Below are 25,523 nucleotides of genomic sequence, written 5' to 3' on the forward strand. Positions count from 1 at the left end.
GACTTCGGGTGAAACAGGTAGTTCAGAACTACAAGAGCGGCGAGCTGGCGGTGCTCGACGTGCCGGTGCCGGGGTGCAAGCCGGGCGGTGTGCTGGTCCGCACCGCCTACTCGCTGATCTCCACCGGGACCGAGCTCATGAAGGTGTCCGAGGCCGGCATGTCGATGCTGGGCAAGGCCCGCTCCCGGCCGGACCAGGTGGCCAAGGTCATGCAGAGCGTGGCCACCAACGGGGTGCCCGCCACCTACCGCAAGGTGATGGGCAAGCTGGACTCCTACACGCCGCTGGGCTACTCGCTGTGCGGGGTGGTCGAGCAGGTCGGCACCGGGATCGACGATGTGAAGGTCGGCGACCTCGTGGCCTGCGCGGGCAACGAGCACGCGTTGCACGCCGAGCTGAACTGGGTGCCGAAGAACCTCTACGCCCCGGTGCCGGACGGCCTCGCGCCACGGCACGCGGCCTTCGGCACCGTCGGGTCGATCGCGATGCAGGGCGTCCGCCGCGGCGAGCCGCAACTCGGCGACGTGGCGCTGGTCATCGGCCTCGGGCTGATCGGGCAGTTGGTGGTGCAGCTCCTTGCCGCCTCGGGAGTTCGCGTCGTCGGGGTCGACCCCGACCCGGTGCGCTGCGAGCTAGCCGAGCGCCTGGGCGCCGCGGCCTGCGGCGATCCCGCATCCGCGGCCGTGGAAGCCGCCGTCGCCGAACTCACCGGCGGTCACGGCGTGGACCAGGTGTACCTGGCCGCCGGCGGCGGCAGCAACCAGCCCGTCGAGCTGGCCGCCCGGCTCTGCCGGGACCGCGGCCGGGTCGTCGACATCGGCAAGTGCCGCCTGGACCTGCCGTGGAACGCGTACTACGAGAAGGAACTCGACGTCCGGTTCTCCCGCAGTTACGGCCCCGGGCGCTACGACCCGGAGTACGAGATCGAGGGGCGGGACTACCCGATCGGCTATGTGCGCTGGACCGAGCGCCGCAACCTGGCGTGCTTCCTCGATCTCGTCGCCCGCGGCCGCGTCGACGTGGAGCCCTTGGTCTCCCACATCGCCGACTTCGATGACGCCGTCGACACGTACCAGCGCCTGAAGGACGGCGACCTGAAGGCCGTGGCTGTGCTGTTCCGGTACCCCGAACACGCGGGGGAAGCGGAGGTCCCGGCGGTGGCCGTGCCCGCGGTGAGGCGCGGCGGCGGAGCGTCCGCCCCGTCCCGGTCCGCCAAGACGCCGGTACGGCTGGCGTTCGTCGGCGCGGGAAACTACGCGACGTCGATGCTGCTGCCGCACCTGGCACAGCGCGACGGCGTCGAGTTGTCGACCGTCGTCACCACGACGGCGCTGTCCGCGGCCAACGCGCAGCGGAAGTTCGGCTTCGCCGAGGCGACCACCGATCTCGACGCCGTGCTCGGCGACAAGTCCATCGACGCGGTGTTCGTGGTCACCCGGCACAGCTCGCACGCCGAACTGACCCGGAGGGCACTGCTGGCCGGCAAGACGGTGTTCGTGGAGAAGCCCCTCGCCCTCACCGAGGACGAGCTGGCCGGCGTACTCGCGGCGGTGGAGGAGTCCGGCAACGACCGGCTGCAGGTGGGCTTCAACCGCCGCTTCGCGCCGCTGTTGCAGGAGGCCAGGAAGCGGTTCGGCGCCCGGACCGGTCCGGCGAGCCTCCGCTACCTGGTCAACGCGGGCCGGCTGCAGCACGGCAGCTGGTACCTCCAACAGGGCACCGAGGGCTCGCGGTTCACCGGCGAGGGCGGACACTTCATCGACACGGCGAGCCGGCTGCTCGAGGCCGACCCGGTATCGGTGTACGCCGTCGCCACGTCCGGCAACGAGGACCTGCAGGTCGTACTGCGCTACCCGGACGAGTCCACCGCCACCATCAGCTACGTCACCACCGGCGCGCCCGGCTTCCCCAAGGAGACGCTGGACCTGGTCGCGGACGGCAAGGTGCTGAAGCTCGACGACTTCGTCCGTGCCGCTGTTTACGATGGCCGCCGCAAGCGGTGGGTCAGTTCGCGGCTGCCCAAGGCCCGGGACAAGGGCCAGTCCGCCGAACTGGCCGCGTTCATCAAGGCCGTGCGGACCGGAGGGCCGATGCCGGTGCCGCTGGAGTCTCTGGTCGCCACCACGGCGGCCACCCTCGCCGTACAGGCCGGCCTGGCCGGCGGCGCGCCGGTGACGCTGGCGAGGGCGCGATGACTGTGATCTCGGGGAGTCCGGGCTGGTACCTGCGGCGGCTGTCCCGGATGGGACCGCGGGAGGTCGGCGGCCGGGTGGGCGACGCGGTGCGCAGGCGGCGGTGGCGGTCGGCGCGGCCAAACTGCCCGAAGGTGACCGACGCCCGGTTCACCGCGGTACTGCCCGCCGGTACGATCGCCGCGATACCTCCGGACGCCGCGAAACGTCTCATCGCCGAGGCGGACCGGCTGATGTACGGGCACGCCGAGTATTTCGGGGTGGTCCGCGACGACCTGACCGACCCGGACTGGTGGTGCGACCCGAAGACCGGACGCCGGGCTCCGTGGGGCTACGCCTTCGACGTGCCGTACCGGAACGAGGACGCGGTCGGGGACATCAAGCAGATCTGGGAGCTGTCCCGGCACCAGTACCTCACCGTGCTCGCCGCCGCCTACGCGATCACCGGGAACGAGCGGTATGCCGAGCGAGTGGCCGAGCACCTGCGGTCGTGGTGGGCGGCCAACCCACCGCTGCGCGGCGTGCACTGGATCAGCGGCATCGAGCTGGGCATCCGGCTGCTGTCCTGGGTGTGGATCCGCCGGCTCCTCGACGGCTGGCCGGGTGCGGCCGGGCTGTTCGAGGGCAACCCGGTGGCGCTGAACCAGATCTGGCACCACCAGCGCTGGCTGGCCGCCTTCCCCAGCCGGGGCTCTTCGGCGAACAACCACGTCATCGCCGAGGCCGCCGGGCAGTTCGCAGCGGCCTGCGCGTTCGGGTGGTTCCCCTCCTCGGCACGTTGGCGAGCCGCCGCGCTGCGGTCGCTGGAGCGGCATCTGCGCAGCAACACCTTCGACTCCGGCCTCAACCGCGAGCTGGCCACCGAGTACCACGGACTCGTGCTGGAGCTCGGCCTGGCCGCGGTGGCCGAGGCGGATGCCGCAGGCGTGCCGGTCCCCGCGTCGATCCGGCTGGTACTGCTGCGGATGACCGACGCGCTCGCGGCCGTCGTGGACGGCCGGTTACGGCCACCGCGCCAGGGGGACGCGGACGACGGGCACGGTCTGGTCGTGGACGGCGCGGGCACCGACCGCTGGGCCTCGCTGCTGACCACGGGGGACGCCGTGTTCGGTCGGCTCGCCTGGTGGCCGGCGGTGACCGGCACCGATGTGCGCACCCCGCTGCTGGCCGCGCTCATCCGGCCGTACTCGAAAAAGGGAACCGCACCGGCCGTGACCCGCCCGGCAAGCCGACCGGCCCACTTCGCCGACGCGGGCATGACCATCCTGCGCGGTCCGGCAGAGATCTGGTGCCGCTGCGACGGTGGTCCGCACGGCTTCCTGTCCATCGCCGCGCATGCCCACGCGGACGCGCTGTCCGTGGAGGTCCGGCACGACGGGGTCGACGTGCTCGCCGACCCGGGGACGTTCTGCTACCACGGGCAACCCGAGTGGCGGCAGTACTTCCGCTCGACCCTCGGCCACAACACCCTGCAACTGGACGGCAGTGACCAGTCCGTCTCCGGCGGCCCGTTCCTGTGGACCCGGCATGCCCGCAGCCGCGTCCTGGCCGCGGACACCTCCGACGAGGGTGTGGCCCGCTGGTGTGCCGAGCACGACGGTTACCAGCGCTCCGTACACCGCCGCCGGGTGGAACTGACGGCGGCGAGCCAGGAGCTGAGGGTGATTGACGAGGTGCGCGGCCCGCGCCGGGCCGTGCACCTGGCGTTCCACCTCGGCCCGGCGATCGCCGCGGACCTCGCGGGCAACCGGGCAGTGCTCACCTGGACTCGGGACGGCGAGGACCGCTCCGCCGTGCTCGACCTGCCCGGGCAGCTGTGCTGGCGGGCGCATCGCGGCGAGACCGACCCGCCGCTGGGCTGGTACTCCGCCGGATTCGGGCGCAAGGAACCCACCACAACGCTGGTCGGCACCGGCTTCGCCGACGGCGCGGAGGGCTTCACCACCGTGCTCAGGTTCCGCGGCTAGGGGGGGCGCGTGGGGATCAAGAGGCGGCACTGGGCGTTGGCGGCGGCACCGCTGGCGCTGGCCCTGCTGGCGACCGGCTGTGTGAGCACGCCGGGCGCCGGGGCGGAGCCGAAGGCCGCGCCATCCACGTCCGCGGCCCTGCCCGTGGCCCGGGTGTGCGCCAAGCCCGCGGCCGGGCCGGCGAAGGCGCCGGCGGGCGCGGTGACCGTCGACCCCAAGGTGGTCGGCGACCTGGCAGCGAAGACCAAGAGCAGCCCGCCGAACACCACGTTCTGGCTTCGACCGGGCAAGCACAGCCTTGACCCGGACCGCTACGCCCAGGTCATCCCCAAGGAAGGGGACCGCTACCTCGGTGCGCCGGGCGCGGTGATCGACGGCCGGAAGAAGAACCAGTACGCGTTCGGCGGTACCGCCCGCAACGTCACCATCCGCTACCTGACCGTGCAACGTTTCGTGGCGCCGCGGGACGAGGGCGTGGTCAACCATGACTCGGCCGACGGATGGGTGATCGAGCACGCGACGATCCAGAACAACTCCGGCGCCGGGCTGATGGCCGGTGCCCGCCAGCAGGTCCGCGCCAACTGCCTGCGCAGCAACGGTCAGTACGGCATGAACGCGTACAAGGCCACCGGCCGGATCAGCGGCCTGGTGGTCGAGGGCAACGAGATCGTGGGCAACAACACCGGCGACTGGGAGCGGCGGCGGAAGGGCTGCGGCTGCACCGGAGGCATCAAGTTCTGGGCCGTCAACGGCGCCGACGTGCGCGGCAACTGGGTGCACGACAACCGCGGAACCGGGTTGTGGGCGGACACCAACAACAACGACTTCCGCATCGAGAACAACGTGCTCGATGCCAACGACGGTGCCGCGCTGATCTACGAGATCAGCTACAACGCGGTCATCCGGAACAACACGATCCGGCGGAACAACTGGGTCGAGGGCCGCAAGGCAGCCGACCGCGGCGACAACTTCCCGTACGCGACCGTCTACCTGTCCGAGTCCGGCGGCGAACCACGGATCCGAGCCCGCACCGACAAGATCGAGATCTACCGGAACGTGCTGGAGAACAACTGGTCCGGGATCACCCTGTGGGAAAACGCCGACCGGTTCTGCAACAGCCCGGCCAACACCTCCTCCGGTGACTGCACCTTGCTGGTGCGGAACACCGACCGCTGCGTGAAGCCGGCGATCGCCACCGCACCGCTCTACGCCGACTGCCGGTGGAAGACCCAGCGGGTGGACATCCACGACAACCGCTTCGTGCTGGACGAGTCCATCGTCAAGTGCACGGTGAAGTGCGACCGAATGGCGGTGCTGGCCAACTACGGCACCTATCCGGACTGGTCGCCATACAAGGGCGAACAGGTGGCTGAGGCGATCACCCACAAGCAGCACAACCGCTGGCACGACAACGTTTACCTCGGACCATGGAAATTCGTCGCCCAGGACCCGAGCCGGGTGCTCGACTTCGGCCAGTGGCAGGGCACGCCGTACCAGCAGGACGCGGGCAGCACCCTCGACCCAGGGGCCGGTGGTTGAGATGGGCGGCGACCTGACGCGCGGTGGGCTGCCAGGCGGACCGGATACGGCGGGAACGCAGCCCGGCGCCGAACCGCGCCCTGCCGGCGTACCGAGGATCGTCGGGATCGTCTGGGGGCTGCTGGTCCTCAACACGCTCGGCTCCGCCGGGGCGAAGACCATCATCCCGCTGCCCCGCTCCCTCATCCAGTTGGTCACCATGGGCGCGCTGGTCGCCGCGTTCGCGCTGGCGCTCGCGCTCAATCTCCGGCTGCGCATCCGACCCAGCGCCTTCCTGTCCCTGCTCACCCTGCTGCTGGTGCCGAGCGTGATCTCCAGCGCGCACCTGGAGTCCGGGTTCGGCGCGCTGTTCCGCTGCGCCCGCCTGGCTCTCTTCATCGGCACGCTGTGGCTGCTCAGCCGCTGGTGGGACGGCGGCCCGACGTTCGTCCGGCACCACATCCGGATGTACTTCGCCGTGCTCGGGTCGGTGGCCGCCGGCCTGGTCGTCTCACCGGGTGCGGCCCTGCCCGACCTCTACGGCGGGCGACTGGTCGGCGCGCTGTGGCCGCTCACCCCGCCGCAGATCGGACAGTACGCCGCGGTGATCATCGGGCTCACCGTGCTGCTCGTACTGGGCCGCCGGACCGACAGGGCCGGCGCGGCGGTCGTCATCGTGCCCTCACTCGTCCTGCTCGCGTTGACCCATACCCGGACGGCCACGCTCGGCCTGCTCATCGGGCTGGCGTTGGCGATCGGCTCACTCATCCTGACCAGCGCCGCCGCCCGCCGGTTCTTCACCTGGGCGGTGCTGTGCGCCACGGTGGCCGCGGTGGCGTTCGCCTCCGCGCTGCAAGCGTGGTTCCTGCGCGGGCAGAGCCAGGAGAACTTCTCCAGCCTCACCGGTCGGGCCAAGGTCTGGGACGCACTGCTGGCAGCCCCCCGGACGACCTCGGAGCAGCTGTTCGGCGTGGGCCTGGGCGACAAGTCGTTCGGCGGGCTGCCGATCGACAACAGCTGGCTGGCCGTTTACAACGAGCAGGGTCTGACCGGCGTCGCCCTCGTGGCGGCGATCATCATCGTGCTGGGCGGCGTCGCGTTGCTGCGGCCACCGTCGCTGCAGAGGGCCTGCGCGATCTTCCTGATCAGCTACTGCGCGATCGCGTCGTACACCGAGGCCGGGCTGGGCGACGCCTCGCCGTATCTGCTGCATCTGGCCGTGGCCGCCTCGCTCCTGGCGACACCTGCCGCGGCCACTCCCCTCCCGACGCCCGAAGGCCCTCGACGACGCGTCCCGCGATGGGCCCATAGATCGGAGGCGATCTGAGCATGCACGTCCTCGTGGTGCACAACCGCTACGCCTCGGCGCAGCCGAGCGGGGAGAACAAGGTCGTCGACCAGGAGGTGGCGCTGCTGCGCGCGGCCGGCCACCGGGTCGAGGTGTTCGAGCGGCGCAGCGACGACATCGCCGCCCGGTCCCTGCCAGCCAAGGCCGCGGTGCCGCTGCTTGTGCCGTGGAACCCGGCGGTCCGCGCGGAACTCGCCGCCCGGCTCCGCGCAGAGCGGCCGGACGTGGTGCACGTCCACAACGTCTTCCCGCTCCTGTCGCCCGCGGTGCTTGCCGCCTGCGCCGACGCCGACGTGCCCGCTGTCGCCACGCTGCACAACTACACCCAGGTCTGCCCGCCCGGCACGCTGCAACGGGACGGCCGGCCGTGCACCGAGTGCGTCGGCTCGACGCCGCTGCCCGCCGTCCGGCACGGCTGCTACCGCAACTCCCACCTTGCGACGGTGCCGCTCGCGGTCAGCCTGTCGGTCAACCGGCGACGGTGGTGGTCCGGCGTGGAGCGGTTCTTCTGCATCTCCGCGGCGCAGCGCGACGTCCTGGTGCGGGCCGGCATGCCGGCCGAGCGGCTGGCGGTGAAGCACAACTTCGTGCCCGAACCGGGCGCCCGCCGAGATGGCGACGGCGAGCATCTGCTCTATCTCGGCCGGCTCGCGGAGGCCAAGGGCGTGCGGCTGCTCATGGCTGCGTGGGACGAGCTCGCCGCCGACGGCGGTGTGGGCGTACCGCTCGTGGTCGCCGGCGCGGGGCCACTGGAGCGAGAGGTGACCGCCTGGGCGGCGGGCCGGGACGACGTGCGGTACGTCGGCCTGTACGACACGGCGGAGTGCCGGCGGGCCGTCGCGCGGTCGGTCGCGGTGGTGGCTCCCTCGACGTGGCTGGAGGCGTTCGGCCTGGTGGTCGTGGAGGCGATGGCGGCCGGGGTCCCGACCGTCGCGGCCGGTCACGGCGCCTTCGTCGAACTCGTCGAGGACGGGGTGACCGGGTTGCTGCACCGGCCGGGCGAGCCCGCCTCGCTCGCGTCCTGCATACGCCGGATCGCGGCCGAGCCGGGCCGCAACCGGGAGATGGGCCAGGCGGCCCGGCGCCGCTACGAGCAGGGGTTCAGCCCGGCCGTCGGCCTGGAGCGCCTGGTGGAGGAGTACCGCACCGCGATCGCGGGTCGGTCAGCACTGGCTCGCGGCGGGGACACCCGTGCGAGCAGGGGGGATGGGGACAGCAGATGACACGATGCCGACTGTGCGGCTCGGAAGCGATGGCGAGCGTCGTCGATCTCGGGGCTACGCCACCATGTGAGAGCTTTCTCGCCGCGGACCAACTGGACCAGCCGGAGCCGGCGTACCCGCTGCACCTGCGGGTCTGCACCGACTGCTGGCTTGCGCAGATCCCGCCGCTGATCACGCCGGAGGAGACGTTCAAGGAGTACGCGTACTTCTCCTCGTACTCGACCTCCTGGGTGGAGCACGCGCGCACATTCGTCGCCGACGCCGTACAGCGGTTGGGTCTCGGCCCCGAAGCCTTCGTGGTCGAGGTCGCGAGCAACGACGGGTACCTGCTGAGGCATGTGGTGGACCGGGGGATCCGCTGCCTCGGCATCGAGCCGTCGGTGAACGTCGGCGCAGCGGCACGGGACGCAGGTGTGCCCACGCTCACGGAGTTCCTGGACCCGGCCACCGGCGCCGGCGTCCGCGCCGAGCACGGCCCGGCGGACCTGGTCGTGGCCAACAACGTGTACGCGCACATCCCCGACGTGGTCGGGTTCACGCAGGGGCTGCGCGCCCTGGTCGCCGACGACGGCTGGGTCTCCATCGAGGTGCAGCACCTGCTGACCCTGATCGAGGAGAACCAGTACGACACGATCTACCACGAGCACTTCCAGTACTACACGGTCGCGTCCGCGACCCGGGCGCTGGCGAGCGGCGGACTCGCGCTCGTGGACGTCGAGTTGCTGCCCACGCACGGCGGCTCCATCCGGCTGTGGGCCCGGCCGGCCGAGGTGGCCGGCGAGCCGACGCAGCGGGTGGCCGACGTGCTGGCCCGGGAGAAGGCCGCCGGGCTGCAGGAACTGTCCGGGTACACCGAGTTCTCCGCCCGGGTGGCCAAGGTGCGCCGGGACCTCCTGCGGTTCCTCATCGAGGCGGCCGAGCGCGGCGAGACGGTCGTCGGCTACGGCGCCCCGGGCAAGGGCAACACCCTGCTCAACCACTGCGGCATCCGGCCCGACCTGCTCCCGTACACGGTCGACCGCAACCCCTATAAGCACGGCAGGTTCACCCCGGGCACCCGCATCCCGATCCTGCCGCCCGAGCAGATAGCCGCCGACAAACCGGACTACGTCCTCATCCTCCCGTGGAACCTGCGGGCCGAGCTGGTCGAGCAACTGTCCTTCGTGCACGACTGGGGCGGCCGGCTGGTCTTTCCCATCCCGGAACTGAGCATTGTCGAGGTCGCGTCTCGAAAGGTCACAGCATGAAGGTCGTTCTGTTCTGCGGCGGTTACGGGATGCGCATGCGCAACGGAGCCTCCGACGACGTGCCCAAGCCGATGGCGATGGTCGGGCCGCGACCGCTGATCTGGCACGTCATGCGCTACTACGCGCACTTCGGGCACACGGAGTTCATCCTGTGCCTCGGCTACGGGGCCCACCACATCAAGGACTTCTTCCTCAACTACGAGGAGACGACGTCCAACGACTTCGTGCTGCGGGGCGGGCGGACCGAGCTGCTGTCCACCGACATCGCCTCCTGGACGATCACCTTCGCGCAGACCGGCATCGAGTCACCGATCGGGGAGCGGCTGCGCCGGGTGCGGCACCACCTGGACGGCGACGAGATGTTCCTCGCCAACTACGCCGACGTGCTCACCGACGCCCCGCTGCCGGAGATGATCGACTCCTTCGCCCGGCGCGACGCCGGTGCGTCGATGATGGTGGTGCCGCCGCAGTCCTCGTTCCACTGCGTGGAGCTGGGCGAGGACGGCCTAGTGGGGGGCATCACGGCGGTGAGCGAACTGCCGCTGTGGGAGAACGGCGGCTACTTCGTGCTCCGCCAGGAGGTCTTCGACCACATCCCGGAGAACGGGGATCTGGTCGCCGACGGATGTGCCCAACTGGCCAAGCGCGGCCGACTGGTGGCGCATCAGCACCGCGGCTTCTGGAAGCCGACCGACACCGTGAAGGAGCGGGCCGCGCTCGACGACGCCTACGCCCGGGGCGACCGCCCGTGGGCCGTGTGGGAACACGGCGGCGCGGGGGCGGGCGCGACCGGAAGCCGGGCCGGCGCCGGGGCGAGGACCGCGTGATCCGGCTCGGGGCCGAGCGCCTGGACCGGATCGTCGCGGTGGGCGCGCACTGCGACGACATCGCCATCGGCGCCGGCGGCACACTGCTGACGCTGTGCCTCGCACGGCCGGGTATCCGCATCGACGTACTGGTGCTCTCCGGCGGTGGCAGCGAGCGGGAGCAGGAGGAGCAGGCCGCGCTCGCCGCCTTCTGCCCGGGCGCCGACCTGCGGCTGACCGTGCACAAGCTGCCGGACGGCCGGCTGCCGGCGCACTGGGAGGAGGCCAAGGCCGCGGTCGAGGAGCTGCGTGCGGGGACAGAGCCGGATCTCGTGCTGGCCCCGCGCACCGATGACGCGCACCAGGATCACCGCGGTCTGGCGAAGCTGATCACCACCGCGTTCCGCGACCACCTGGTGCTCGGGTACGAGATCGTCAAGTGGGACGGCGATCTCGGCCGTCCGGCGGTGTACCAGCCGCTGTCGCCGGAGATCGCCGAACGGAAGGTGCGGCTGCTGCAGGAGCACTACCCCTCGCAGCGGCACCGGCCCTGGTACGACCGGGAAGCCTTCCTCGGGCTGGCCCGGATCCGCGGCATCGAATGCCATGCGCGCTACGCCGAGGCGTTCGCCGTCACCAAACTCACTCTCAACCTGGGGGAATGAACCTTGCGCGTACTGCTGACCGGGCACCAGGGCTACCTGGGCACCGTGATGGCCCCGGTCCTCGCGGCCGCCGGGCACGAGGTCGTCGGGCTGGACGCCGGCCTGTTCGCCGACTGCGTCCTTGGCCCGACGCCCGCGGACCCGCCGGGGCCGCGGGTCGACCTGCGCGACGTGACGGCCGAGCACGTGGCCGGGGTGGACGCCGTGATCCACCTGGCCGCGCTGTCCAACGACCCGCTGGGATCGCTGGCGCCGGAGCTCACCTACGACATCAACCACCACGCGTCCGTGCGGCTGGCTCGGCTGGCCCGTGACGCCGGAGTGCGGCGCTTCCTGTACGCGTCGACGTGCTCGGTCTACGGCGCCGCCGGCGGTGACGACCTGGTGGCCGAGGACGCCCCGCTGCGCCCGGTGACGCCGTACGCGGAGTCCAAGGTGCGGGTGGAGGACGACCTGCACGAGCTGGCCGACGGCGACTTCAGCCCGGTGTACATGCGCAACGCCACCGCCTTCGGCTACTCGCCCCGGCTGCGCGCCGACATCGTGCTGAACAACCTGGTGGGGCACGCCCTTCTGTCCGGCGAGGTCCTCGTCCTCTCCGACGGCACCCCCTGGCGCCCGCTGGTGCACGCCGCCGACATCGCACGGGCCTTCGCGGCCGCGCTGGTCGCGCCGCGGGAAGCGGTGCACGACCGGGCGTTCAACATCGGCAGCGAGACCAATAACGTCACGGTCGCCGAGATCGCCGAGCAGGTCGCCGAGGCGGTGTCCGGCGCGAAGGTGGTGATCACCGGAGAGAACGGTGCCGATCCGCGGTCGTACCGGGTGGACTTCTCCCGGTTCCGCACGGCGATCCCCGGCTTCGACTGCGAGTGGACGGTGAAGCGGGGCGCGCTCGAACTCGCCGACGCCTACCGGAAACACGGGCTGACCCGGGAGAACTTCGAGCAGCGGTTCACCAGGCTCGCCGTGCTGCGCGCGGCGTCCGATGCCGGCACCGTCGACGACACCCTGCGGTGGCGCCGATGACCACGGCCGGGGAGGAGATGCACGCGCTGGTGGAGCGGATGTACCCGCTGTGCCGGAGCATCACCGGAGACGGCGTGCGCGCCACGCTGGACATCGTCGGCGAGTACGTCCCGCTGCAGGTGCACGAGGTGCCGACCGGTACCCAGGTGCTCGACTGGACGGTGCCGCAGGAGTGGAACATCCGGGACGCGTACATCGCCGACGCCACCGGCCGGCGGGTCGTCGACTTCGCCGCGTCCAGCCTGCATGTGCTCGGCTACAGCGTGCCGGTGTCGGCGACCATGCCGCTGTCCGTGCTGCGCGGACATCTCCACACCTTGCCGGACCACCCGGCCTGGGTGCCGTACCGCACCAGCTACTACAAGCCGGAATGGGGGTTCTGCCTGGCCCAGGAGACCCTGGACGCGCTGCCGGACGGCGACTACGAGGTGCACATCGACTCCACACTCGCCGATGGCCACCTCACCTACGCCGAGCACGTCGTCCCGGGGCAGGTCGCCGACGAGGTGATCGTCTCCTGCCACGTCTGCCATCCCTCGCTGGCCAACGACAACCTGGCCGGCATCGCGGTGGCGACGTTCCTGGCCCGGGCGCTGGCGGAGCAGACGCCGTACTACACCTACCGGTTCCTGTTCGCGCCCGGCACCATCGGGGCGATCACCTGGCTCGCCCGCAACGCGGAGCGGGTGGAACGGGTCAAGCACGGGCTCGTACTGGCCTGCGCCGGTGACTCGGGCCAACTGACGTACAAGCAGAGCAGGCGCGGCGACGCGGAGATCGACCGGGTGATGCGGCATGTGCTGGCCGCCTCCGAACGCCCGCACCACATCGCCGAGTTCACTCCGTACGGCTACGACGAGCGGCAGTTCTGCTCACCCGGGTTCGATCTCGGCGTGGGCTCGCTCAGCCGGACCCCGTACGCCGGGTACCCCGAGTACCACACCTCGGCGGACAACCCGGACTTCGTCTCCCCGGAGGCGATGGAGGACACGCTCGCCGTCTGCCGCGAGGCATTCGCCGTGCTTGACCGCAACCGGCGGTACGTCAATCTCAGCCCCTACGGCGAACCACAGCTGGGCCGGCGCGGGTTGTACGACTCGCTCGGCGGCCGCAGCGACGCGAAGCAGGCCCAGATGGCCATGCTCTGGGTACTCAGCCTCTCCGACGGCGAGCACAGTCTGCTGGACGTCGCCGAGCGGTCCGGGCTGCCGTTCGACACCGTTGCCGCCGCGGCCGACGCCCTGCACGACGCCGAACTGATCAAGGCGTGACACCGATGACCACCGAGGAGGAGAAGACGACGGCACCGGCGGCACCGGCCGGATCCGCCAAGCGGGCCCTCGTCGGCCGGCTGTCCTGGGGGCTGGCCGACCAGGCGGCCTCCAGCATCTCCAACTTCGCGGTGGGCATCTACGTGGCCCGCTCGCTGGGGGTGACTGCGTTCGGCGTGTTCAGCCTGGCCTGGGTGACCTATGGCGTAGTGCTCAACGTCTCCCGCGGGCTGGCCACCGACCCGCTCGTGGTGCGCTTCAGCGGCGCGTCGGAGACGTCCTGGCGCGGGGCGGTGGCCCGGTCGTCGGGTACCGCGCTCGGCGTCGGTACCGCCATCGGCGTGCCATGTCTGGTGGTCGGCCTTGCTCTCGGCGGCCGTGTGGGGCCCGCGTTCGCCTGCCTCGGGGTCATGCTGCCGGGGCTGCTGCTGCAGGACGCCTGGCGGTTCTCGTTCTTCGCCGCCGGCACCGGACGGAAGGCGTTCGTCAACGACCTCGTGTGGGGCATCGCGCTCGTCCCGGCCATGGTCGTGGCGGCCCACGTGGGCAGCGTGGCCGCTTTCGTGCTCGCCTGGGGCGCATCCGCCGCGGTCGCCGCCGCGTACGGCTGCCTCCAGTCCGGCATCCGGCCCCGGATGACCGGGGCGCGCGGGTGGCTTCGCGAGCAGCGCGATCTCGGCTACCGGTACCTCGTCGAGAACGTCAGCCTCAGCGGCGCGAGCCAGCTGCGGGCGTACGGGCTCGGCGCGCTCGTCGGGGTCGGCGCGGTGGGTGCGGTGCGGGGCGCCGAGCTCCTGCTCGGCCCGTTCCTCGCCGTACTGATGGGGCTGTCTCTGGTCACCGTCCCGGAGGCGGCCCGGGTGCTGCGGCTGGCCCCGCAGCGGCTCGGGAAGTTCTGCCTCCTCCTTGGCGGCGGGCAGGCCGCCGGCGCGCTGCTCTGGGGCGGGGCGCTGCTGCTGATGCCCGACCGGCTCGGCGAGCTCGTGCTCGGCGGAGTCTGGCACTCCGCCGCGCAGCTCATCGTGCCGATCACCCTCGGCGTCGCGGGCGCGGGCCTGGGCACCGGCGCGGCGGCCGGGCTGCGCGCGCTCGGCGCGGCCCGGCGCAGCCTGCGCTGCCAGCTGTTCGCCTCCGCCTGCTATGTCGGCGGCGGGCTCGGCGGGGCGGCCCTGGCCGGCACGGTCGGCTCGGCGTGGGGCGTCGCCGCCGCGACCGTCAGCGGCTCAGCCGTGTGGTGGCTGCAGCTGCGGTCCGCCCTGCGCGAGCGGCACCACAACTCCGTTCCCGAAGTGAGGACCTCATGACAGCCCAACCCAGGCTGAGCATCGGCCTGCCCGTGTACAACGGCGAGGAGTACCTGGCCGAGTCGCTCGACGCCCTGCTCGGCCAGACCTACGAGGACTTCGAGCTGGTCGTCTCCGACAACGCCTCGACCGACGCGACCCAGGACATCTGCCGCAAGTACGCCGCGCAGGACTCACGTATCCGGTACCTGCGTCTGCCCCGGAACATCGGCGCCACGCCGAACCACAACCATGTGTTCGCCGAGTCCCGCGGCGAGCTGTTCAAGTGGGCCTCCCACGACGACCTTTACGGCCGAGACCTGCTGCGGCGCTGCGTGGAGGCGCTGGACGAACGGCCGGACGTGATCCTTGCGCACACCGGCCAGGCGGTCATCGACGGCGACGGCCGGGTGAAGGTGCCGTACGAGTACACGCTCGCCACCGACTCGCCGCACGCGCCGGAGCGCTTCCGCAGTCTGCTGTTCGAGCCGGGCGGCGACGACTTCTACGGGGTGATGCGGGCCGACATGCTGCGCCGGGTGAAACGGATGGACAGCTACCACCACGCGGACCGCACGTTCGTCGCCGAGATCACCCTGCACGGGCCCTTCCACCAGGTACCGGAACTCCTGTACTTCCGCCGCGACCACCCCACCCGCGCCGAGCGGGCGAACCCGTCCAAGCGCTCCCGGTGCGTCAACCTGGACCCGCGCCGGGCAGGCCTGCTGCACCCGACGCCCCGGCTGCTCGCCGAGTACGTCTGGGGCTTCGCCTCGGCGATCCGGCGGGCGCCGTTGTCCCCGGCCGACCGGCGCGCGTGCTTCCGCCATCTGGCCGCGTGGATGACCAGCCGGGTGCGGCCGGGCGCCGGCGAGCGGGTGGAGGACCGCGCCCCGGTCGACCCGGGCCGGCTCACCGTCTCCGTCGACGCCCTGGTCGCCGGCCGTGAGGGTCGTACCGGGGGGCAGGCATGACGCCCGCGAACGGGAGTCCGGTGCGTGTCGGGGTGTTCGGTCTGCTCGGCTCCGGCAACCTCGGCAACGACGGGTCGCTGGAGGCCGTGCTCGGGTACCTCCGCGCCGCGCACCCGGAGGCGGTCGTGGACGCGCTGTGCGGCGGACCCGAGGTCGTCACGGCCCGGTACGGGATCCCCGCCACGCGGCTGCACTGGTACCGCGGGGAGTACCGGACCGCGTCGCGGGCGGGCGCGATCGCGGCGAAGGGTCTGGGCAAACTCGTCGACGCCGTGCGCACCGCCGCCTGGGCGCGCCGGCACGACGTGGTGATCGTGCCGGGCATGGGCGTCCTGGAGGCCACGCTGCCGCTGCGGCCGTGGGGCTTCCCGTACGCGCTGTTCCTGCTCTGCGCGAGCGGCCGGCTGGTCGGCACCCGGGTCGCGCTGGTCGGCGTCGGCGCCGCGCCGATCGGCAGCCGGCCAGTCCGGACCCTGGTGCGCTGGTCGGCCGGGCTGGCCGCCTACCGGTCGTACCGGGACGCCCCGTCCCGCGACGCGATGCGGGCGATGGGCGTGGACACCGCACGCGACGAGGTCCACCCGGACCTCGCGTTCGCCCTGCCGACGCCGCCGGCGAGCGCCCCCTCGGGCCCGTCGGGCCAGGTCTGTGTCGGCGTCATGGCCTTCCACGGCGGCAACGACGACCGCGCCCGGGCCGAGGAGATCCACCGACGCTACCTCGACGGGACGATCCGCTTCGTCCGCGCGCTGGTCGAGGACGGCAGGCCGGTCCGGCTGCTCAGCGGCGACGAGGTCGACCGGCCGGTGGTCGCCGCGATCCTCGACGCGGTGGACTCGCCGCTGGTCACCGCTGCCGAGGCGGCCTCGCTGGCCGACCTCATGAAGGAGACGGCGGCTGCCGACACCGTGGTGGCGACCCGGTACCACAACCTGATCTGCGCGCTGAAGGTCGGCACGCCGACGCTCGCCGTCAGCTATGCGGCGAAGAGCGAGGCGCTCATGGCCCAGATGGGGCTGGACGCGTACTGCCACCCGGCTCGCGAGGTCGACGCCGACCGGCTGCTCGAGCAGTTCCGGGACCTGGAGAAGCACTCGGCGGAGCTGCGGCGGACCCTCGCCGTGCGGAACCTGGCCGCCGCCCGGCAACTCCAGCACCAGTTCACCGTGTTGACGGCGGCCCTGTTCCCGGCGACCGACCACGCCCACGCCTTGCGGGAGGCTCCATGAAAGCGACCGAAGTCCCGGCGATCGCCGGCGCGTACCTGTTCGAGCCGACGCCGTATGCCGACGAGCGCGGCTTCTTCTGCCGCACCTTCGACGCCGACGTGGTCCGCTCGGTGGGCCTCGACCCGGACGCCTTCGTCCAGGACAGCCTGTCCCGCTCGGTCCGGGGCGTGCTGCGCGGCCTGCACCTGCGCTCCGGCGCCGGCGAGGCCAAGCTGGTGCGCTGCTCGTACGGGAGGATCTTCGACGTCGTCGTGGACCTGCGGGCGGACTCGCCGACCTACCGCAACCGAGCCACTTTCGAGCTGTCCGACGAGACACAGGTGACCCTGTACATCCCGGCGGGGTGCGCGCATGGCTTCCAGGCTCTGACCGAAACCGCCGACGTCTCGTACCGGATCGACCGCCCGCACGATCCGGCCGAGGACGTGACGATCGCCTTCGACGACCCGGAACTCGCCATTCCCTGGCCGCTGTCGGTCACATCGATGTCCCAGCGGGACCGGGAGGCGCCGAGCCTCGCCGAGGTCCTGAAGCAAAAGGAGAGTTGAGGCCGGCGTGGACACTGAACACACCGACAAGACCGGCGAGTTCCTCCTGCCCCGGTCGCGGATGGCGAACGAGCGACTGCACGCCATGATCCCCGGGGGCGCGCACACCTACGCCAAGGGCGACGACCAGTACCCCGAGAACCTGGCCCCGGTCATCAGCCACGGCCGCGGTGCCCACGTGTGGGACATCGACGGCAACCGCTACATCGAGTACGGCTCCGGCCTGCGATCGGTCAGCCTCGGCCACGCCCACCCACGCGTGATCGAGGCGGTGCGGCGGGAACTCGACCGCGGCAGCAACTTCGTCCGGCCGTCCATCGTGGAGGTCGAGGCCGCGGAACGCTTCCTGGCCACGGTGCCGACCGCCGAGATGGTGAAGTTCGCGAAGAACGGCTCCGACGCCACGACCGCCGCGGTGCGCCTCGCCCGCGCCGCCACCGGGCGCCCGCGGGTGGCCATCTGCGCCGACCATCCGTTCTTCTCCGTCGACGACTGGTTCATCGGCACCACGCCGATGTCCGCCGGCATTCCGGCGGCGACCAACGAGCTCACCGTGACGTTCCCTTACGGGGACCTGGCCGCCACGGAGGAGCTGCTCACCCGGTACCAGGACGAGGTCGCCTGCCTGATCCTCGAACCCGCCACCCACACCGAGCCGCCGTCCGGGTACCTCGCCGGCCTGCGCGAGCTGGCCGACCGGCACGGCTGCGTACTGATCTTCGATGAGATGATCACCGGCTTCCGCTGGTCCGAGGCGGGCGCCCAGGGCCTGTACGGCGTCGTCCCCGACCTCTCCACGTTCGGCAAGGCGCTGGGCAACGGATTCGCCGTCTCCGCGCTGGCCGGGCGCCGCGCTCTGATGGTGCGGGGCGGGCTGCGGCACTCCGGCGACCGGGTGTTCCTGCTGTCCACCACGCACGGTGCGGAAACGCACTCGCTGGCCGCCGCGATGGCCGTGCAAACCACCTACGTCGAGGAGGGCGTCACCGCGCGGCTGCACACCCTCGGCGAGCGGTTGGCCGCCGGTGTCCGCGAGGCCGCGGCCGGCATGGGCGTCGGCGACCACATCGTCGTCCGGGGCCGGGCCAGCAACCTGGTCTTCGCCACCCTCGACGAGAACCGGCAGCCGTCGCAGCAGTACCGCACCCTGTTCCTGCGCCGGCTCCTCGCGGGCGGGGTGCTGGCCCCGTCGTTCGTGGTGAGCAGCGCGCTCGACGACGCCGACATCGATCACACCGTCGACGTGGTGGCCCAGGCATGTGCGGTGTACCGGAAGGCACTGGACGCCGCCGACCCCACCCCCTGGCTGGCCGGACGACCGGTGAAGCCCGTATTCCGCCGCTTGGCGTGACGAGACGTGCCGTGCCGTGCCGTGCCGTGACGTGACGTCAGCGACGCTCCCGCCGACCGGCGTCGGCCGTCCGATCGATCTGCCGGTCGGCGATCCGGTCGACCAACCATGCGGTCACCGGTACCACCGCCAGCGCGGTGCACCAGCCGCCGAGGACGTCGGTCGGGTAGTGCGCTCCCAGAGCGACCTGCGCCCAGCCCATGGCGGCGCCTGCAACCAGCGCCCAGGCGAGCACGAGTAACGTGCCGGCCGTCCTGCCGAGGCCGAGCCGACCGATTACGAGTAGCGCCACCACGAGGGCGAGCGAGGTGGCCAAGGCGGCGTGCCCGCTCGGGTAGGACAGGTTGTCGCCGTGGATGGTGCGTCCCACCAGGTGCTTGAGCAGCGTCGTCGTCCCCACGGCCATGCCAACCCCAGCAACGACGAGCACCGCTGCGCGAGGACGCCGCAGCAGCAGGCAGCCCGTCACGGTGGCCACGACCAGCGTCGCCGCTCCGGCGGGCTCCCCCCAGAAGTCCATGGCCAGAGCGACAGACCGCCACGGCGGCCGCACACTGTCCGCCGTCGGCTGGATGATCCACCTGTCCACGGTGCCAGGCTCGCTGTGGCCGGCGTACAGGACCCCGAGCACGACGACCACCAGCGCGGCGAGCGCCGCGATCAGCCCGAGCCGCGCGCGCAGCGATGGGGGCAGCACCGCGGGCGCCGGCCGGCCGGTCATACGCCCACCGCGTCCGGTCGACCCCGCTCATGACCGAGACGGGGAAAAGCCCACACACCATCGCAGACCATCCGGCAGATGCGATGCACCTCCCCCTCCCGTCGGGGGCGACGCCATGTCACCCGCCGCTACCGCGATGCCGCGCCCCGAGGACTGCCCGCTGCTGCCCGCCGACATGGCCGGGATCGTCAGATGTACGGGCTGCGCACGGCTGGACCGAGCAAGATGGCAAACACGTCAAGCGCGCACTGGGCTGGGCCGACTTCCAGGCCCGCTCCGGCCAAGCGATCCAACGCCACTGACGCTGGTCGACGTGCCGTTCGGCTTCTGCTGGCGCCAACTCCCCAACAACGAGCCCCCCCGTCGTGTCTGACTTGGCCCGCGCAGGACCATGAGCCTGTGCAGCCCCGAACTCGCCGGCCTGTCCATCACCCTGGCCAAGAGCATCGGAATCAGTCTCCCTTTGCCACCCTAACCAACAATGCGGTCGCGGCGGACCGCCGTCGGAAAGTCCGCGGGTCAACACTCCGCATATTTCGGTGTTGGCTCACTGTTCCGTGCCGGAGCCACGGGTGGGGAAGAACTCGAAGACCGACCCCCCCATCGGGTCGGCGAGGGCTCGGAAAGGGTCAGCCCTGCCCTGGGCCGGCTCGTTGATGGAAGGTGCCGAGAGGCGGTCAGGGGCAACTGTCCGCCGCAGGCCGGCGTCCTCAGTTCGTCGTGTTCGAGGCCCGGCGAGGCAGCTTCCAGTTCGGTCGCGGGAAGTGGCACGTGTAGCCGTTGGGGTAGCGCTCCAGGTAGTCCTGGTGCTCGGGCTCCGCCTCCCAGAAGTCGCCCACCGGCTCGACCTCCGTGACCACCTTGCCCGGCCACAGCCCGCTCGCATCGACGTCCGCGATGGTGTCCACTGCGACGCGGTGCTGGTCTTCGTCGGTGTAGTAGATGGCGGAGCGGTAGCTACGCCCGATGTCGTTGCCCTGGTGGTCCTTCGTGGTCGGATCGTGGATCTGGAAGAAGAATTCCAGGATGTCGCGGTAGTTCGTGGCCGTGGGGTCGAAGAGGATCTCGATGGCTTCGGCGTGATCTCCGTGATGGCGGTACGTTGCGTTCGGCGTGTCACCGCCGCTGTAGCCGACGCGCGTGGACACCACGCCCGGCTGCTTGCGGATCAGCTCCTGCATGCCCCAGAAACAACCGCCCGCCAGCACGGCTCGCTCTGTTCCCACTGTCATCGGTCGCTCCCTGACGCTCGAGTCCGGCGCGGTCGTTGACGTGCCGGTTGCACAGTCACCCAGCTTATTGCTGCCCGCGAGCAACCGACCAAGGGGCCCCGTGGGCCGCAGTGCTGGTGGAACCGGGAACCGGCCGTGGTCCCCGTACGCGCTGCCGCCTGCCCCGGTACGTGCTCACGCCGGCTGCCGGCCGCCGCACGTCCGGGCGCGCGGCCACCCGGACCGTCAAGCGGCTCCTCGGCCCGCGCCGGGCGTCGGGCCTGCGGCGATCGAGAAGGCCAGCACGAGGCCGTTGTCGGTGGCGTGCGCGGAGGTCAGCGCGACGCCGCGGGGCAGTCCGGTGACGGGCACGGTCCGGGGCTCGAGCTCGTTCCGCAGCTCGGAGGCGGCCGGCAGGGCAGCGAGGTCATCGACCGCCATACTGCGGCCGAGGACGCTCACCGTCGTGGGCGTGATGGTGAAGGCGTCCGAGGTCGTGGACACCTTGGCTCGCACGGAGACCGGCAACCCCAGGGGGCCGACGCTCCCCCTGAGGATCAGGTCGCCGTCCTGGCCGCCGGCTGTCAGGCCGTCGCCCAGCGAGTCCAGGCGCCGGGTCACCTGGTCGTATCCGACGGTGGCGGTCCCGGTACCGCCTGCGCTGTTGCCATCCGTCGTCACGTCCTTCAAGCGGACGGTCACGTCCATGACCGCGTGCTGACGGCGTACGCCCTTGGCGCTCACCTCGATGTCGCCGACCTCCCCGCCGAGGGTGCGCAGCCCTGCGATCGGCGTGGTGAGATCGGCGTGCACCGGCCCTTCCGGCTTCAGTCGGCGCGACGCCTGGGCGGCGATCCGCCCCTCGGTCCTGTGCTCGACCAGGAGATCGGTCGCGCACACGAGGGCGGCCAGGGTCGCGGTGATCGCGGCGAGGATGCGGGTCTTGTTCCGACGGTTACCAGTCATGTGGTCACTTGCTCCGAAAGATCGGTCGGGCGGGTGAGGCGGTCAGGCGTGCAGGTGCGGGAGGACCCGGTCGAGTCGGCGGGGTGTCCACCAATTCGCCTTGCCCATAAGGAACATGGCGGACGGCACCAGCATCAAGCGGACCACCGTGGCGTCGACGATCACGCTGATCGCCAGCCCCAGGGCGAGCATCTTCACGACCACGGTCGGCGAGGCCGTGAAGGACAGGAACACCGCGGTCATGATGAAGGCCGCGGCGGAGATCACGCGGGCCGTTGCGGACAGTCCTTCTCCTACGGCGAGCCGGTTGTCACCGGTGCGATGCCAGGCTTCGGCGATTCGGGACAGCAGGAAGATCTCGTAGTCCATGGACAGCCCGAAGACGATCGCGAACATCATCATCGGGACGTACGACTCGATGGGCACAGGCTCGGACAGTCCCAGCAGTGAGTCGCCCCAGCCCCATTGGAAGACCACGACGAGCACGCCGTAGGACGCGGCCGTGGTGAAGAGATTGAGGACGACGGCCTTGAGGGGGATCACCACGCTGCGGAAGACCGTCATGAGCAACAGGAAGGCGAGGACCAGGACGATGCCGATGACGATCGGCAGCCGCTCGCCGACTGTGTCACGGAAGTCGGCCTGGCCGGCCACGCTGCCGGTGAGGTAGGCCGCGGCGCCCGTGTCGTCGAGGGCCTTCGGCAGGGTTCGCCCGGAGAGCGTGTCGAGCAAGGTGTCGGTCGCAGCGTCCTGTGGACCGGTGGTCGGGGTGACCGTGGTGACGAGGATCTTTCCGTCGGGGCTCGCCTTGACCGGGGTGAAGGACGCCACGCCGTGGGTGTCCTCCAGAGCCGCGGTCACGTTGTGCGAGATCCGGTCGACAGGCGTTTTCGCCTCGCTCACGTCGACCACGGTGAGGACCGGGCCGTTCGCCCCCGCTCCGAAGCCCTGCCCGTCGGCGTGCGCGATCCAGTCGTACGCGGTACGGGTGCTGCTGCCGGGTCGGTCCGCACCGGCGTCGACGTGGCCGAGGCGCATGGACAGCAGGGGTACGGAGCACACGCCGAGGATGGCCAGACCGACGGCCAGGAAGGTCCACGGGCGCCGGGAGACGAGTCCGGCGTAGCGATGCCAGCCGTCGTGCACTCCCCTGCTCTCGGCGACGGGGCGGCGCAGTCGGAGCCGGTCGATGTGCCTGCCGACCAGGCCCAGGGCTGCCGGAACCAGGGTGAGGGCGGCACCGGCGGTCACGACCACGGCGAGGGTGGCCGCCAGCCCTGTCTTGCCGATGAAGCTCAGCCCGCACGCGTACAGGCTCAGCATGGCGACGGCCACGGTCAGGGCCGCAACGAGGACGGCACGTCCGCTGGTGTGCGCCGTGCGTGCCGCGGCCTCGATCGGATCGCGCCCGTCGATGAGGTCCTGGCGGAAGCGCGTCGTCAAGAACAGGGCGTAGTCGATGCCGACGCCCAGGCCGATCATGCCGGCAAGGGTCGTGGCGGAGGTCGCGAAGGAGAGGGTGGCGGCGACGATCCCCACGATGCCGAGCCCGACTCCGACGCTGATCAGCGCGGTGACCAGCGGCAGCAGCGCGGCGAGGACGCTGCCGAAGGCCAGCAGCAGGATGACGAGGGCGGTGACGACGCCCACGCCCTCGCTCAGCTTGTCGTTGGCCGGTTCACGGACCACCTGTTCGAGGTCTCCGCCGTAGGCGACGCCCAGCCCTGCCGCCCGGGCGGGCTCCGTCGCCGTGTCGAGTCGCTCGGTGTAGTCGTGGCCGAGGTTCTTCAGCGGCTCGTCGAACGAGACGGTGGTGTACGCGGTGCGTCCGTCGTCGCTGGTCACGGGCGCGGAAGTGGCGGTGACGTGGGGCAGGTCGCGCAGGTCGGCCAGGGTTCGATCGAGGGCGGACCGCTGGTCGGCCACGGTGCCGGAGCCGACGTGGAAGACGACGCTGCCGCTGGGCCGCCCCGCCTGGGGCAGGGAGGTGGCGAGGAGGTCTGCGCCGGTGTGGGAGGCGGTGCCGGGCAGGCTGACCTGGTCGCTGAAGGTGGGAGCGGCGAGGTGCCGCCCGGCCAGGGCGGCAACGAGTATCAGCAGCCAGGCGGCGATGACCGTGGCCGGATGTCGGGCGCAGAAGCCGCCGAGTCGGCCGAGTCCGCCGCGTATCGGGGCGGAGTTCGTCGGCGGATGCACGTCGGTGCGCGCGTCGGCCGGCGCCGGGGGGTGTTGTGCGGGTCGGGGCACCGTGGTCTCCAAGAAAAGTGTCACGAGTGACACGAACTCTAGAGAAGAAGTGGCAGGAATGACAATTGGCACTCATGCCACTTTGCGATTGCGACGCCCCTCTCGTGACACGCGTGCCAATTGACAGTCGCGACACCATGGCGGAGGCTTCGACCCATGCCGAGTGAGATCGCCCCCGCTGGACTGCGTGAACGCAAGAAGGAGGAGACGCGGCGCCTGCTCCTCGAAGGAGCCGCGCGCCTGTTCAAAGAGCGCGGCTTCGAGGCCACCACAGTTGCGGACATCGCCGCATACGCGAACGTCTCGGTACGCACGTTCTTCCGCTACTTCGAGAGCAAGGAAGCACTGCTGCTGCCGGACGGCGTCGAGATCTTCGCCTACGTCGAGAACGCCCTGTCCGAGCGTCCGGCGGACGAGGAGCCCCTGGACGCGGTGTGCAACGCCCTGCTGGAGGCGGCCAAGCCGTTTGCGGCCTCCACCCTGACCGCCCTCAGTCACCCGCTCGAGGACATGGAGAACGTCATCACGGCACGTCTCGTGCAGGCATTCTCCGACTTCGAGGAGCGGCTCACCGTCCTGGTTCAGCGCAGGCTGCCCCTGGACACACCGGACGCCGACCTCAAGGCGGCCGTGATCGCGTGCGCTGCCCTCTCCGCAGTGCGTGCCGTACTGCGGACACGCCGGGCGCGCCGGGCTTCCGGCATCACGGACACGGGGCCGGCGCCCCTGCTGCGCGCCTTCGGGATCCTGCGCGAGATCGGCTCTCCCGAACGTCCGTGACAGCGGGCGAAGGAGGAGACCCCAGGAGCCGCCTGCGCAACTCCGTGCCTGCGAATGAGAGCCACCTTCCTCCATTCGAGGAAGGGGCGGACCCCGGTTGCGCCCCCCGGCCCCGGACAAAAGACCGTCGTGGATCCCGAGGTTGGTCGGTCCGGAGGACCGTTAGACGTCCTCGGCCACGTTCGGGACAGCCTCATTGCTGTGCGATGAGGCGAGGGCGAAGAACAGCGGCATTCTGTGCAGCGGCGGAGGTTCTCCTGCCAGGCCGAGCCGCTGCCAGGCCAGCCGAATCGACATCTTCAGCACCCGTCGCGCCCGCATGATGAGCAGGACGGCAAGAGGCAGTTCCACCAGCACGGCCGAGGCGACGCTCCCCCACACATCGTCCGTTCCCCAGCTCAGGGATATGTCGAACCAGGCATCGCAGACCAGGAGCGTGGCTGCAACGAACGACAACGGGACCAGGGCCTGCCGTCTCAGCCACACTGCCACTCCCGCACCGGCCAGCGACGCGAGCAGCATCACGTCGAAGCCCACCCACACCATGGGCCAGTGCCGGGCCTCATAGCGATCCGGCAGCGACACCGCCAGGTACACGGTCCAAGGCACGAGCACGAGTACACAGAAGCCGAGCTGCTGTAGAACCCGCCGGTGGCGGCGGCGCAGCGTGGAGCTGTCCAGTGAGAATGCGCCGGACGTCGTACCGGTGGGGGCAGTGGGGTCGCTCTGCTCACTCATCCTTGCCTGCTTCTGCCGACAGCTACTGGTCCAGCGAACCGCCGCCGATGGTGAACCGCCCTACTGGTTGCCTCGCACGGGAAAACACGTGGACGTCAGGCCGCGCCGCGAAGCCTGTCAACGGTCCCTTCATGCTACGGCCAGGTCACATCCCGCCTGGCACACGGAGCCGCGCTGACACGCTCCAGTACGGCGCCTGCAGGGCCCGC

Annotated in this window: 21 protein-coding genes; 16 read left to right on the forward strand and 5 right to left on the reverse strand. The window is 71.2% G+C overall.

The genetic code is table 11. The features are described from left to right. Positions 1-8 precede the first annotated feature (8 nt). Genes IEY95_RS01495 through IEY95_RS01565 form a run of 15 tightly spaced genes read left to right on the forward strand, consistent with a single transcriptional unit; the run spans position 9 to position 18,651 of the window. A complete protein-coding gene (locus IEY95_RS01495) occupies positions 9-2,195 on the forward strand; it encodes a bi-domain-containing oxidoreductase (protein ID WP_189183957.1) in 2,187 nt (728 codons plus the stop codon). Beyond that, complete coding sequence (locus IEY95_RS01500; RefSeq protein WP_189183958.1) at positions 2,192-4,159, forward strand: alginate lyase family protein; 1,968 nt, start codon at positions 2,192-2,194, stop codon at positions 4,157-4,159. The genes IEY95_RS01495 and IEY95_RS01500 overlap by 4 nt, the downstream gene beginning before the upstream one ends. Positions 4,160-4,168: 9 nt before the next feature. Then, entirely contained in the window at positions 4,169-5,698 is a 1,530-nt protein-coding gene (locus tag IEY95_RS01505) for a right-handed parallel beta-helix repeat-containing protein (RefSeq protein WP_189183959.1), read from the forward strand. A gap of 1 nt (position 5,699) precedes the next feature. Then, positions 5,700-7,004, forward strand: coding sequence for an O-antigen ligase family protein (locus IEY95_RS01510; RefSeq protein ID WP_189184595.1), 1,305 nt, complete (start codon positions 5,700-5,702; stop codon positions 7,002-7,004). A gap of 2 nt (positions 7,005-7,006) precedes the next feature. Further along, positions 7,007-8,248, forward strand: a complete 1,242-nt coding sequence (locus IEY95_RS01515; RefSeq protein ID WP_189183960.1) for a glycosyltransferase — start codon at positions 7,007-7,009, stop codon at positions 8,246-8,248. Continuing rightward, a complete protein-coding gene (locus IEY95_RS01520) occupies positions 8,245-9,495 on the forward strand; it encodes a class I SAM-dependent methyltransferase (protein WP_189183961.1) in 1,251 nt (416 codons plus the stop codon). Before IEY95_RS01515 ends, IEY95_RS01520 begins: the two co-directional genes overlap by 4 nt. Continuing rightward, on the forward strand, positions 9,492-10,322 hold the full coding sequence (locus IEY95_RS01525) for a sugar phosphate nucleotidyltransferase (RefSeq protein WP_189183962.1): 831 nt from the start codon (positions 9,492-9,494) through the stop codon (positions 10,320-10,322). The genes IEY95_RS01520 and IEY95_RS01525 overlap by 4 nt, the downstream gene beginning before the upstream one ends. Further along, entirely contained in the window at positions 10,319-10,966 is a 648-nt protein-coding gene (locus tag IEY95_RS01530) for a PIG-L deacetylase family protein (protein ID WP_189183963.1), read from the forward strand. The genes IEY95_RS01525 and IEY95_RS01530 overlap by 4 nt, the downstream gene beginning before the upstream one ends. A 3-nt stretch (positions 10,967-10,969) precedes the next feature. Continuing rightward, positions 10,970-11,995, forward strand: a complete 1,026-nt coding sequence (locus IEY95_RS01535; protein WP_189183964.1) for an NAD-dependent epimerase/dehydratase family protein — start codon at positions 10,970-10,972, stop codon at positions 11,993-11,995. Then, positions 11,992-13,266, forward strand: a complete 1,275-nt coding sequence (locus tag IEY95_RS01540) for a DUF4910 domain-containing protein (protein WP_373294419.1) — start codon at positions 11,992-11,994, stop codon at positions 13,264-13,266. Before IEY95_RS01535 ends, IEY95_RS01540 begins: the two co-directional genes overlap by 4 nt. Before the next feature lie 5 nt (positions 13,267-13,271). After that, on the forward strand, positions 13,272-14,570 hold the full coding sequence (locus IEY95_RS01545) for an MATE family efflux transporter (protein ID WP_189183966.1): 1,299 nt from the start codon (positions 13,272-13,274) through the stop codon (positions 14,568-14,570). Continuing rightward, the gene (locus IEY95_RS01550; RefSeq protein WP_189183967.1) at positions 14,567-15,523 is read left to right on the forward strand and encodes a glycosyltransferase family 2 protein; all 957 of its coding nucleotides are present in this window, start codon (positions 14,567-14,569) and stop codon (positions 15,521-15,523) included. The genes IEY95_RS01545 and IEY95_RS01550 overlap by 4 nt, the downstream gene beginning before the upstream one ends. Then, positions 15,520-16,752 (forward strand): polysaccharide pyruvyl transferase family protein, encoded by a 1,233-nt coding sequence (locus tag IEY95_RS01555; protein ID WP_189183968.1) that lies wholly within the window; start codon positions 15,520-15,522, stop codon positions 16,750-16,752. The genes IEY95_RS01550 and IEY95_RS01555 overlap by 4 nt, the downstream gene beginning before the upstream one ends. Next, a complete protein-coding gene (gene rfbC / locus IEY95_RS01560; protein ID WP_189183969.1) occupies positions 16,749-17,300 on the forward strand; it encodes a dTDP-4-dehydrorhamnose 3,5-epimerase in 552 nt (183 codons plus the stop codon). The genes IEY95_RS01555 and rfbC overlap by 4 nt, the downstream gene beginning before the upstream one ends. Before the next feature lie 7 nt (positions 17,301-17,307). After that, positions 17,308-18,651, forward strand: coding sequence for a glutamate-1-semialdehyde 2,1-aminomutase (locus IEY95_RS01565; RefSeq protein WP_268240401.1), 1,344 nt, complete (start codon positions 17,308-17,310; stop codon positions 18,649-18,651). A 37-nt stretch (positions 18,652-18,688) separates the two neighbouring features. Here the strand turns inward: IEY95_RS01565 and IEY95_RS01570 are convergent, their stop codons facing one another. From IEY95_RS01570 to IEY95_RS01585, 4 genes are all read right to left on the reverse strand, one after another. Beyond that, positions 18,689-19,372 carry a phosphatase PAP2 family protein gene (locus tag IEY95_RS01570; RefSeq protein WP_189183970.1) on the reverse strand — a complete coding sequence of 228 codons (684 nt, stop codon included), beginning with the start codon at positions 19,370-19,372 and terminating at the stop codon, positions 18,689-18,691. Positions 19,373-20,082: 710 nt separating this feature from the next. Further along, entirely contained in the window at positions 20,083-20,604 is a 522-nt protein-coding gene (gene msrA / locus IEY95_RS01575; protein ID WP_189183971.1) for a peptide-methionine (S)-S-oxide reductase MsrA, read from the reverse strand. Between the two features lie 225 nt (positions 20,605-20,829). Next, positions 20,830-21,549, reverse strand: coding sequence for an LmeA family phospholipid-binding protein (locus tag IEY95_RS01580; protein ID WP_189183972.1), 720 nt, complete (start codon positions 21,547-21,549; stop codon positions 20,830-20,832). A gap of 42 nt (positions 21,550-21,591) precedes the next feature. Continuing rightward, positions 21,592-23,796: an MMPL family transporter gene (locus tag IEY95_RS01585; protein ID WP_229702503.1), complete on the reverse strand. Its 2,205-nt coding sequence runs from the start codon at positions 23,794-23,796 to the stop codon at positions 21,592-21,594. Between the two features lie 156 nt (positions 23,797-23,952). On the opposite strand from IEY95_RS01585, the gene IEY95_RS01590 reads away from it, so the two are divergent. Then, positions 23,953-24,576, forward strand: a complete 624-nt coding sequence (locus tag IEY95_RS01590) for a TetR/AcrR family transcriptional regulator (protein ID WP_189183973.1) — start codon at positions 23,953-23,955, stop codon at positions 24,574-24,576. 162 nt (positions 24,577-24,738) lie between these two features. Here the strand turns inward: IEY95_RS01590 and IEY95_RS01595 are convergent, their stop codons facing one another. After that, complete coding sequence (locus IEY95_RS01595; RefSeq protein ID WP_189183974.1) at positions 24,739-25,314, reverse strand: hypothetical protein; 576 nt, start codon at positions 25,312-25,314, stop codon at positions 24,739-24,741. Positions 25,315-25,523: the final 209 nt, after the last annotated feature.

Origin of the sequence: Streptomyces albiflavescens (genome assembly GCF_014645835.1) — a bacterium.
Lineage (GTDB): Bacteria > Actinomycetota > Actinomycetes > Streptomycetales > Streptomycetaceae > Streptomyces > Streptomyces albiflavescens.